Origin of the sequence: Micromonospora tarapacensis (genome assembly GCF_019697375.1) — a bacterium.
Classification (GTDB): domain Bacteria; phylum Actinomycetota; class Actinomycetes; order Mycobacteriales; family Micromonosporaceae; genus Micromonospora; species Micromonospora tarapacensis.
Window position 1 is genome coordinate 5,447,094 of record NZ_JAHCDI010000004.1, and the last position, 11,663, is coordinate 5,458,756.

Genomic DNA, 11,663 nt, shown 5'->3' on the forward strand with positions numbered 1-11,663 from the left:
GCGAAGCTGCGGCACCCCGGCCCGACAAGGCTGCGACGGCACCGGCCGGGATGCCCGTTAAACCACTCCGCGCTGGGCCACATCAACCCGCCCGATTACGAACAGAGCGGCGCAACGACTACATACCACCGGATCGCGGCATAACCAGGTGTCCACATCCCGGCGAACCTCCGTTGATTGGGCGGTAGGTGCGCGACCGATTGCCGATCCGATCAGTGCGGCTTACACATCGCCGCAGGCCGAGGTCAGGCCACCAGTCGGATCGGACGTCTGATCACTCTACGCCTCCCTCGCGACCCTTTCTGGGCGCACATCATTCGGCTTGCCGATGAAGGGGTGTGCCGAGAGGATCTTGTAGGCATCTTCTCGCCAGCCGTCTTGGAGACTTCCTACCCGGAGAAAGATCTCCGAGACTTGGTCAAGGAACCGCCGTTCGTCGGTGAGGGGCAGATCTGGCACCGGCTCAGGCCTATGCTGTTCGATAAGGGCTTCACCTGAAGGCACGAGGTCAAGCATGAGATCGAGCGTGCAGGCGCGAACGCCGCGCTTCGCGTGGTCCGTTTCGTTCTCGCTGTGCACGATCTCGCAGCCAACCGCCCGCATTCCGGCAGACTGAAGTGCGCCGAAGACTGCGGTCCACGCGTGGGGACTTCGGTTGGCGTAACTAAAGATGAGGTGGCCGTCTGGACGAAGGGTTCGTCTCACCTCTGCGAATATCTTGCTTAGTAGATTCTCGTAGGCGCCATCATTGGTGAGTTGTCCGGTCGTGGCGTTGACCACCGCTTCGCCGGTTAGGGTCTCGTGTGCCTTGCGTTGCCAGGCGCGAAGCGGGGCGGACAGTTCGGCGTACTGAACGTCGTCGTGATAAGGCGGATCAGTTAGCGCCAAGTGCACCGATTGTGACGGGAGGACCATTCGTTCGCTGCTGCCCTCCACGACGCGTACATCCCACTCGCCCAAGGGGGTAACGGTGGAGGCGCACGGGACCGGGCCCTCGACGAGAAGTCCTCGGCCAGTTTTCTCATGAAGCCAGGTCGCCGATTTTACCAGCTGGTTCAGTCGCCGGAGCACGCTTCCTCTGCCGCGACCGACGCCTCCCCAGACATTCGGCTCGACGGCAAGGGTCGTTAGATTGAAGCGATGTCCAGCCATCGCCTCGTAGCTTTTGAGGTAGTAACGATCCCATCGGGACAGATGCCCAGCCATCTCAGCGCTTCCGATGACAGCAAGCTCGACAGCCCGCACCACGGATGGATCATCAGAGCAATGGCCTGCCAGTTCGAGCATCCGCTCCAGCATCTGTCGCTGTCGTTCTGGATAGAGATCTTCCCAGCGTTTGAATCCATGACGTATTAGAACGTTGGTTTCGCGTCCAGGTGGGATGGGCCCTAAATCTTGCTTAGTCTTCCGAAGTGCTCGGGTTGCCTGGTCATGTTCGACTTGAGTGGGAAGATCGATCTCACGCGCGACCCGACTTGATCTTTCTACGAGAACGATCTCCCACTGCCAGGACTCTGACCTGTCGGCGAGGCGGTCCGTCTTCCCGCATTCGCAGGTGATGGTTCTCTTTGGGGTGTAAATCGTGGATGGATCGACGATGCTCTGACACTCTGGGCAGCGCTGCCGCTTGTCAGAGCTGGCCTTGAAGAGGTGACCTTTATGGCAGGCGAGCCACGCGTCGGGTTTCCCGCTTTCCTTGCGCACCAATAAGGAAACGAGCGCGTGAGGGAACATTTTTGCACGGGCGCCACAGCCTGTGCACTCGCCAGTGGCAACGCGGACGGTATGAGAGACGACACCTTCGGTGCCGTCTTTGAGAGTCGTCCCGTACGCAGTGTCGACTGCGGTGCGAATGTACTGCTGAATTGTGGCTGCTGCTTTACGTAGCTTTTCGGGCTCGGGTAGGCTGAGCATCGCCGTTAGGCCCGCAGCAGGCCACGGATTGAGATCCTGTGCGTATACCTGGTGGCCTCTTACGACAGCCGCAAGCGGAATTACGCCACCACCAGCGAACATATCCGCGACCAGCAAACGGCCGGGAATCATCCGATTGAAAGCGTCGATGACGGCACCGTTTACGGCGCTAGTACGTCTCGCCCACCATCGGTAGGTACTTACCGGAGGTAAATGAACTTCGCGGTTGCGACTCTCTGCTTTGGCTGCGGCACTGACATTGACGTAATCAAGATACTTAAGAGGGCTGCAAAGTGGCTCGTGTGTTGAAGGCGACTGTACCGAGACGGGCAGGTCGGAGGTCTGGGCCGTCGTCGCGGTCATCATTGTCCTATGGTTGCGTGCTAGCTCGATGGGGTGGCCACGATCCGAGTCGCTCGTGTCGTGACACATGCTGGAAGAACGATCATGATACGACGATGTTCGCCGAGATGGGAATCCTGTTGGCCACGGCATGACTATCCTGCCGCCTGTGGCCGCTGCAAGGGCAGTCCAGGGCGTAGACGTCGGGCACTGAGCGTGACGCGACAGGAAGCCCAGCGGCCCCGCAGTTCACCTTGGTCTGGCAGGGGATCCGCAGGTAGGGCACCAGAAAAGTCGCTGTAGGTTAGCCACCCTGCCACCTGCATGACGGGCTCGGGTGCATCAGGTCGGGGTTCACGTCGAGTAACGATGAGTGACCACCGTGGGTCTCGTTCGGCAACCGTCGCCTCGTTCCGGCTGATGAAGAACTCGACCCATCCTGGGGGTGCCGAGGTCGCCTTGACCTCAAGCCGGTGTCGCTGGCCGCTCGCGTCAGGGCTTGAGATGTCATATCCCACGGTGTCGTCAACGACGCTTACGTGCGCAACGTCGTTGAGCATGTGTCGCAGTCCGGCTGAGACGAGGTGCTCGCGGCAGGCAGTAAGGACTGCCAACTCGCCTTCGTCGCCGAACTCCTGCAAGACTTCGAGATCTACTTTTCGAGCGGCGGAGAGCAGTAGAGCATCACGTTCACGAAGGTCCTCAAGCGTCGATGTCAGCGCCGTGGCGACATCGTACGGGACTAACTCCCAGCGTACCTCGTCTGTGGTCGCCATTTGGGCGAGCCAAACTTCCCGCTGGCTAGTTAGTATCCTGAACAGGAGTGTTTCGACGAACGGCTCCAACGGTAGCCGAGTCATGGCGACCAGTTCGGGGGTCGGGACCACGAGGTGTCGTCGGTTGGAGAGCAGCCCGACGCGGAGCAGCAGATGCTCGCCGTCGGCGAGGCTGAGATGGTCGTGGAGGGCGCCGGTCGCAAGACTGCGGTAGCTGCGTTCGAGCGAAGACCGCGACTCGCCATCAGGGCCTAGCATCCGAGCGACGTAGTATGCCGCCTGGAGCTGCGAGTGGCTAGGGTGGATGGGCGGCGTCGAGGTGGAGATCATGGTTCGTTACTCGCCCTGGCCGCTGATATGTGCGAGGAGAGCCGCCATATCGGCCTCATTCTCGATTGGCGGCCCATAGTCCTCCTCGTCAGGTAGTGACATCCTCACGAGATCCTTGTCGTTAAGGGCGTCGGCGAGGTTCGAGGCTTTATCGCGGAGTCTAATATCGACAACTCGGTCGATGGTTCCATCAGTAACCATGAAAAGAAGCGTGGTCCGCTGGTCCTGCCGCATGCCGAGGCGATGGATCCGGTCGATGCTCTGCAGGTACTGTCCGGCATTGAACGTCCGGTCGAAGTACACGGCGTCGTGACACTCGTTGTGGAGGCTCACCCCTTCGCTCATCGCAGCGGGGTTTGCCAGCAGCACTAAGCAGTCACTGTCCTCTCGGAATCGTCGTAGTTCTGACTCCCTTGTGACGGAGGCGTTTGGGGCGCTGGTGACTGATGGAACACTTCCGTGGATCACGGCTGGGTTGTATTCACGTAGCCAGCGTCGCAATCCCTCCAGATTGGCGACGAAGTTGGACCAGACTAGAGTCTTGCGTGGTCCATTCGGATCTGAGGCGTGTTTAGCGATGATTTCGCGAAGCCGAGTGAACTTGGGCGGTGTCTCGTACCGCCCATAGCCCGCGATCAGTTCCCAAAGGCGGCTTCCGGGTTCGACTGGAAGTGGCGGATGAGCGAACTCACCGGGAAGGTCTCGGGAGCCGACGGCCAGAAGCTGAGGGTTGCTCGCCGCTTCAAGTAGGTACATGACGATCGTGCCCATTCGCGCCAGTTCAGAACGATCATTCATGGAAATGCGGAGCATGCCGGCATACCGATCACGCAGTGCCGAGTAAATTTCTCGCTGCAGTCCGTCTAGGGGTACGGGAACAGTTTGGCGAGTGGTGTCGGGAAGGTCCAGCTCTTTCTTGGTAGTGCGGACGAAGAGGGGCTCTATCGCGCGGTTGACAGCCTGCAGGGCCTCGCGGGGCGGGTTCGGGGTAAGTGCTTCGGCAGGCAGGATTCGGCGTGCTTGGCCTGGCCAGAGAAAGTCGTAAAGAGCTACGAAATCCTGAGCCGATTGTGGGGCAGGGGTACCAGACAGGATGTCACGCCGCGTAGCCGAAAAGGCCAGGTCGAGACAAGCCGTACCATGCTGTCTAACCCGCCCCGCCTTCATTCGGTGAGCCTCGTCCAAGAGGACGAGCGTCGGCCTTCTGCTAACCCAACTTGTCAATTGACTGAGGTTCGCAGCAAGGCGGTGATAATTGACCAGAAGCACCTCTGCGTCTCGGCTTCCCGGGGTGCCGAACACGCCTACTTGTGGCCTTTCGTTCGGATGAAAACACTCATTGACTTCGGTCTGCCAAGCATCGAAGGCTGAGAGCGGGGCGACGACAAGTAGTTGTTCAACGCGGCCGTTCTGATGCTCTGCCTCGTAGACGGCGTAGGCAACGGTCGTCTTGCCGGCGCCAGGAACCGAGAAGTTCGCGCCGTGGGTCATGCTCAGTATGCTGGCGGCATCACGGAGCTGGAAGGACTTCAGCTGCCTCGAGAACCGGCTCGAATCAAGTAGCCGAGTGACATCCTCCGGGCTGAACTTCGGAGACGTGGCACGTCGTGCTTCCTCCAGCAGTCGCCTCTCCTGCTTGATCGTCTGGATGATGGCGACGACCTCGGGCGACCACTTGATGCCCACTCCATACCGATTGCATGAAGGGCCAAGCCAGCCCAGGTTCTCGCGAAAACGCTCCAGCGGCACCCGTACGCTCCGAGCGGGATCTCCGTCGTATCCCCACTCAATACGTAACTGTCCCCAAAAAACGTCAGGAACCGCGCCCATCTTTTTCGCGACCACAATGTTGGCAGCCGGATCGAGGTTGAGCGAGATCACAGGCGCTTCTGTCACTGGCGGTTCTCCGCAGCGTGGAATCCGCGTTGCGCCAGGTACTCGATCAGCTCGTCGTGGGCGCGAAGGTAGGCGTCCAATGCGCTTTCAACAGCCTGCCGGTTCGGTTCTTCGCCGCCGTCCTCGAGTTCGTCGTAGCCCCGTCGTACCTTGTCGCAGGCCCCTGCTGCCGCGTTTAGTTGGCGGCGAGGCACGTCAAGTGCATCCAGTCCTTGGTTGTCGCGCGCCTTGTTGTCAGCTGCGGTCTGCATCGCATGCCTGACGGCGTCCAGGAACGTGCTCTTGGGCAGCTTCCTCGTCCCGGTGTCCGTTGGCACTTCAACGTGCGCGTCGATGTCCCTCGTCGGGTCGACCTTGCCCGTGCGAACGAGGACGTCGAACAAGGGCTGCAAGGTGACGCTGCCGCTGCCCGTGACGGGTCCGTCTTCGTCTAGGTCGTCGAGAAGCGAAAGTCCCTGAACGTCGGCGCGCTGAGCCTGTCGTTGTCCGATGGCCAGAGCCTGCGCCGCAGTGCGTAGCGGATCCTCCTCCTCGAGCGCGGGGAGGACGTACCCGTCGAGATACGACTCGTCGATGTGGCGTACGCGACGGTAGTCCATCCCAGCGAGGAGTCCCACCAGCTTAGCCCGACGCACCCTCCGTGCCGCGTCCGGTGACTTACGAGTGCTCATGGTTTGGTACGTTGTGTCAATCTCAAGCAGGTTCTGTCTGTCATCGTCGAAGTCCTCCCAGCCGAGCGCACCCCCGCTCGCCTCGATCAGCTCTTCGATGATTTGCCGCAGGCGGTCCTCTGTCTGGACCTCCTTTGCCGCTGCATCACGATCCCTGCGGGAACTCGGATTGTACGACCGGTTCTTCTGCAGGCCGATGTCCTCCGGGCTTCGCCCCGCGTCGAGGAGATCCTTGATGAACAACAGCTCATTCGTGAACGTATAATCCTGCTGGGTCCGTTGCCGCATCTGGAAATCGAACTCCAGCTGCATGATCTCATCGCTGGTCGCCTCTTGCGGAAGAACCTGGACCTTAATGAAACGGAACCGTCTTGCCTCATCATACGGAAGCTCGGCGTGAAGATCCCGCAGCGCCACGGCCCGCGTGTTGGCGTTGATCAACACGCCTTCATACGTGATTAGTCCCGGCTCCTGCTGCTCCTCTCGATGAATCGTTCTCTTGACATCGTTATAGCCTTTTGTCTTACGGATGAGATCCGCGAGCAGTTGCTGGGACTCGTCCCCGTATGGTTCCGTCGCAACAATAGAGCCCCGAGCACCCAGGCCCTTGACCTGTGCCCGCACACGATGTGTTCTCGGATTGAGCAGAACGTCAGCGACAGGAATTGCGATCGCCGGGATCATGAGCCTGGCGCCGCGCCACTCGAAAGGACGACGATCAGCTTGCTCCGGCACGACGGCCTTCTGAGCCTGTGCGATCATCTCACGCCGGGCGTTCTGCGTCAGCAAAGTCACGTGCGGGCCTCCTGCGATACCTCATGCGTTGCGACGTCAGGTGATGGGACGGTGCCAGTATCGGCTCCGGCTACGACACGCGCTCCTGTGATGATCATCTTCTGAAGCGCGTCGGCCAGTTCCGCCAGCGTGCGTTCGGTGTAGATCCGCCCCTGAAAGGGCCTGGCCAACTCGGACGTCTCGTTCCGCTGCGCCCACCCCGGTCCTACCAAGACGACCGTGCAGTCGATCCCCAGCCTCGTCGGCAGCGCGGCGAGCCGACCGCCGCTCTTGCGCGCCGTGCCGCCGTCCCGTGCCACAGAGATGGCGACAGCATGGGTGACCTCGGCGGTGTCGATCAGGATCGCGAGCTGTCCGCCCTCGCGCTTGCCGCCGTCAGCGTCCGCGGCTGGGTTTGCCCCGGCCTTCTCCAGCAGCGCACGTGATGCAGCGTTAAGCTTCAGACGGTGGTGGGTAACGCCTCGTTCGTCGAGCAAGCGGCATAGGGTTGTTGTGATGGCTGCCTGCAGGATGCTCCCAGTGCTGTTGCGGTGCGCGACCCAGGCCCCACCGACCGCCCGTTGGGCAAGCAGCACCTCGTATGGCACGCCCTGGGTTCGCATCTGCTCGACGAGGGCCCATCCCCGCGGCCGCGCGACAGTGGAAGCCGGCGGCTCGTCCAACTCAGGCAACAAGTGTTCCACCGGCCGTGCCGGCTGCGCGGCGGGACTGCTTGCGCTGACCCGCCCGCTGATCACGGCATCGATGACCTCAAAGACCGCCTTCAGCTGGTGGTTCTTCCACTTGCCCCGCAGTTCGCCGGGTAGCGAGGAGCCTCGCACCCGTGCCCTGAGATCGCGGTGAGCGAGACCGGCGGCGGCACAGAGGGCCGTGACCACGTTCGGGTCGTCCTCCTGTGCCGCGATGACAGCCGACAAGGTCACGTCCGCCAACGAGCGCTGGGCAGTGCGCGCCGCGAGCGCGTCGAGCGCCGCTCGATACTGGGCGGGCCTGATTACATCGTCAAGGCCCAACAACTCCTGGCTCGGATCCAGATCGGAACGGATCTCGGTACGGCAGACCTGACGGCTCACTCGACCAGCGAGGCTTCGCAGTTCAGGATCGGGTGTCTGTTCCTCAAGCGCGAGGAGAGCCTGCAGCAGCTTCGGAAGATCAACAGGTCGTTCGATGCCCCGATCCTCGTTCAGCCAGGCAAGAGCGTCCTTGATCGTCACTCTGCGGGTGAGGGCTTTGACGTGCCCCTCGGCCTCTTGCAGGTCCACCTAGTTCCTTCCAAAGGTCACTGTTCTTGCCTGCTTGCTGAGCTGCTGCCGAGTGTGGGCTCACAGCTCCGATCTTGCGACGCTGAGCGTCGACCCCACGATTCTGCCCCATCCTGCGGCGCGCGGCGCTCCTCGATGAAGGCAGTACCGCCTTGGCCAAAGCCATGAGGCTCTGCAGGGGACACGATGCCGTTCGATGTCCGCAGGTCCATAGCCCGCTATGCCTTGCGCAGGCGGCCGACCAGAGGATCGGCCTCCCGCCCGAGTGAGGTTCTCCCGGCAACGGGTGGGTGCTGCGGACGAGAGTGATAGCCATCGCTACGGCGCTACGTAGCAGGCTTGGACTAGGAATGGCGCACAGCGCTTGCTGCCTGCACCATAGCCCTGGCCAGGTACTCACCCACGCATACGGTGTCGGTGGTTCGGGGCAGCAGGATGCGGGTTCGGAGGAGCGCGGTTGCTGCGACTGCCGCGGCGAGTGCGCCACGAAGATCGCCTGCTGCTGCTCTAAGGCGATCAACAAGTTCGATCAGCGACTCGGCTGCGACAGCGATCGCCGGGTGCTGATGATGCGCCTCCTGCTGGAGCGCCCGGTATACGGCATGCGGGTCGCTGCGGAGTTCGAGGTCGAGTACGGCCTGCAGCCACGTGTCGATTGGCGGAGGCTCGGCATCGGGGGCGTCGTGGCCCACGGTTAGGGTGGAGGCGGCGAGTGTTCGCGAGGCGGTGAAGGGGTCGATGCCGAGCACTCCACGGAACAGCACCCAGGTCAGAGCCGATAGATGGTTTCGGCCGGCTCGTTCGCCAGGTAGCCGATCAAGGTTTGGGACCAGGTACCAGTCTTGGGCGGAATCGGCGAGACGGTTCACGCCGTGCACGGTCATGTTGACGCGGCGGGCTTTTGGATTGGCTCGCGCTGCCTTGGCCGCGCCGTAAACAGCAGCGTCGGCATGGGCGAGGCATTCGTTTAGGTCGAGTAGACGCGCGAGATGTAATGCGGCGGCCTCCAACGTCGCCCGGTGCTGCTCGGGTACCTCTGGCAGATCGGCGTCTCGTAGTCCGGACTCGAACACCCGGACGGTCTCAGCGGCGATGAGCTCAACTGCGAGGTCTAGTAGCCGGGCGCGGTCAGCGGAGACGAGTTGGTCACCTGCGAAGCGCTGGGTGAGATCGTCATGGAGCTGCCTGTTCGCCGTCTCATCATTGCCTGCTGTTCCCGGGGGGTGCCACACCGCCCAGCCCAGGAGGTAGCCGTCGCATTCGGGCTGCCCGACCCGGCTCGGATCGTTGTCTACGCTCGCGAGCGCGGTCGCAAACGTCTGCCGCCAGTGACAGACGCGGGTTGGCGATTCGGGGTGTATCCGCAGCAGACCGAGACTTAGGCACTCACCCAGGAGTTCCTCGGTCATTGCCTGGTTGGGTGTCAATGGCACATCCCAGGTGTTCACTGGAGCAACCACCGGGTCGTTCGGCCGATGCCGCAGCAGGGTCAATGTGACCAACTGGGCACGCAACGTCGAGGCCGATCTGCCGTCGTCGTCCCGAGGCGCACGTCCAGGGTGAACGGTAGCCACATGGGCGCGCTGCGCTTCCTCCCAGGCGGCCTGCGCCTCGTGGACCGCGAGGTCATGTTGGGCACGGCGGCGCTGCTCGATACGGCGCTGGCCCGCCGTGGGTGCGTGCTCGAGAGCTACCGCTCGCTGGAGGTTGTCGTCGCATTCGACACACTGGGTTAGCACTTCGTCGCGGACGTACCGTTCGAGGTCCTCCCGTGCGCGGAACCCCATCGGCTTGCCGCACTCTGGGCAGTCCAGGCCTTTGAGACAGGCGCGGGAGCCGGCTGCAGCGATGACATGGCTACGGCGAATCGAAACGCCCTGTTCTCGGTACAACGTGTTCAACGAGCGGTGCCACACCACCTTGTTGCCGTCCGTCACGCCCAAGAGGTCCCAGTACAGCTGCCCGAACTCGACGAGATCGGAAGCGGCGTCGGGGATCGGTGCGACGTCGAGCCCGAGAGGTCCGGTGGGCGGGCGCTCCGGTTCTTCATCCCTATCCGTCACGACCACTGATCGTCACACACGCGCCGCTCCACGCAACGATCGGCTCAGTGCCATGTCGAACACTCCTGCTGGAGTAGGAACGTGCGGCACACCGAGGAGCCGGGGTTGCCGCCGGGGTGCTCACCCATCTGGCCCACCAGCCGCTACCCGTCGCCGTGCTCGCTGGCGACGCCGCCAGCGGCGGCGCGCTGGCCCTGCTCAACAACCTAATCGCTCTGCGGTAGGCGGCGTCTCCGAGCACAAGGCTGGCCTTGGCTATTGATCAACCTCTTCTATAGGAAGGATGATCGGCCAAGGGCTGCCACCATGATCAGTTGGTGTCGACAACGGGCCGCCGCAGATTCACGATCAAGCTAGTACTCCAACGTCAGTTGGCTTGTCTGCGCTGGTAGTGGGATCGGCGGGCTCGGGCTTGGGATGTTCGTCGCCAGATTGACCAGTGCAAGGTGTGCGTTGGTGGGAGCGTCACGGCGAGGACGAAGGCGTGAGGAGTCGACGGATCTCGGCGACGGTCAACGCGATGATCGCCGGGTCGGTGTCGGGTTGCTGGGCGGTGAGGGTGGTCAGGACGGCCAGGGCGAGCATGGCCAGGGTGACGAACCGGTGCCAGCCGGTCCAGCTGCGGACCTGGTAGTGGTCGAGGCCGACCTGACCTTTGCCGGTTTGGAACAGCTCCTCGATGCTCCAGCGGGAGCCGGCGACCCGGACGAGGGTGTGTAGTGGCACTGGTCGGGGTGACCAGCACAGGTAGAAGGCCAGCTCGCCGGTGGTGCGGTTGCGGCGGATGAGTAGCCATCGGTGTTCACCGGGCTGGGTGGCGGTGGTGATCCAGGCCCACAGGTAGTCGCGGGGGCCTTTCGCTCCGGGTCCGCAGCTGTGCTGTTGCCACCCGTGGGTGGGGATCCGCTCGGCGAGGTCGTCGAGGCGTACGAGGGTGCGACCGTCGTTGACGTGCACGCGTCGGTCGCAGCCGACCGCGAGGACGTAGCCGATTCCGCGGTGTTCCAGGTCGCCGCGTAGGGCGGGGTCGGCGCCGTAGACCTCGTCGCCGGTTACCCACCCGAACGGAACTTCGGCATCCCACGCGGCGGCGATCATCTGCCGAGCCAGAGCGGGCTTCGTGGCGAACCCGACATCGTCCGGGACCCCGGCGGCGGCGAGGCGGTCGGGCTGGTCGCACCAGGTCGTCTCGGGTAGGTAGAGCCTGCGGTCGATCATCGCCCGCCCGGCAGGTGACACGTAGGCCAGGAACACCCCGACCTGACTGTTCTCGACCCGGCCAGCGGTGCCGGTGTACTGCCGCTGCACCCCGACCGAGCACACGCCCTTCTTCAAGAGTCGGGTCGGGGACGAGGCGCCGTGCAGCGTTTCGGCTGTCGGTTTCCTCGTCCCCGCCCGCCGAACCGGACGTGCGCGTTCCCGCGCATCCGGCTCTCTACGTGATCACGATGGTTCAGGTGACGAGTTCGCTGACCTGTGCGACGAACGTAACGTCGTCGTGGCTGGTCTTGCGGAAACGAGCTCCCGCAGGGTCGACCACGTCGATGTTGAACGGTGTGCTGATCTGCGCTCCGCGGAAGCGGTAGCGCTCGACCCGCATCTTCGCCGGGTTGT

General features: G+C 62.8%; 7 protein-coding genes and 1 pseudogene. All 8 read right to left on the reverse strand.

All coding sequences use genetic code 11. The annotated features are described in order from the left end of the window. Positions 1 to 279 precede the first annotated feature (279 nt). The 8 genes and pseudogenes from KIF24_RS31160 to KIF24_RS31195 all read right to left on the reverse strand — a co-directional run bounded on the left by KIF24_RS31160 (position 280) and on the right by KIF24_RS31195 (position 11,649). Positions 280 to 2,280 (reverse strand): hypothetical protein, encoded by a 2,001-nt coding sequence (locus KIF24_RS31160; protein WP_221087074.1) that lies wholly within the window; start codon positions 2,278 to 2,280, stop codon positions 280 to 282. A gap of 131 nt (positions 2,281 to 2,411) precedes the next feature. Next, on the reverse strand, positions 2,412 to 3,362 hold the full coding sequence (locus KIF24_RS31165) for a protein NO VEIN domain-containing protein (RefSeq protein ID WP_221087075.1): 951 nt from the start codon (positions 3,360 to 3,362) through the stop codon (positions 2,412 to 2,414). Between the two features lie 6 nt (positions 3,363 to 3,368). Continuing rightward, positions 3,369 to 5,243, reverse strand: coding sequence for a DEAD/DEAH box helicase (locus KIF24_RS31170; RefSeq protein ID WP_221087076.1), 1,875 nt, complete (start codon positions 5,241 to 5,243; stop codon positions 3,369 to 3,371). 11 nt (positions 5,244 to 5,254) lie between these two features. Next, positions 5,255 to 6,724 carry a hypothetical protein gene (locus KIF24_RS31175; RefSeq protein ID WP_221087077.1) on the reverse strand — a complete coding sequence of 490 codons (1,470 nt, stop codon included), beginning with the start codon at positions 6,722 to 6,724 and terminating at the stop codon, positions 5,255 to 5,257. Further along, the gene (locus KIF24_RS31180; protein WP_221087078.1) at positions 6,721 to 7,986 is read right to left on the reverse strand and encodes a hypothetical protein; all 1,266 of its coding nucleotides are present in this window, start codon (positions 7,984 to 7,986) and stop codon (positions 6,721 to 6,723) included. The genes KIF24_RS31175 and KIF24_RS31180 overlap by 4 nt, the downstream gene beginning before the upstream one ends. A gap of 344 nt (positions 7,987 to 8,330) precedes the next feature. Beyond that, a complete protein-coding gene (locus KIF24_RS31185; protein ID WP_221087079.1) occupies positions 8,331 to 10,049 on the reverse strand; it encodes a hypothetical protein in 1,719 nt (572 codons plus the stop codon). Positions 10,050 to 10,416: 367 nt separating this feature from the next. Then, a pseudogene (locus KIF24_RS31190) lies at positions 10,417 to 11,393 on the reverse strand (IS701 family transposase); the annotation flags it as partial. 109 nt (positions 11,394 to 11,502) lie between these two features. Beyond that, positions 11,503 to 11,649: a hypothetical protein gene (locus KIF24_RS31195; RefSeq protein ID WP_221087080.1), complete on the reverse strand. Its 147-nt coding sequence runs from the start codon at positions 11,647 to 11,649 to the stop codon at positions 11,503 to 11,505. Positions 11,650 to 11,663 lie beyond the last annotated feature (14 nt).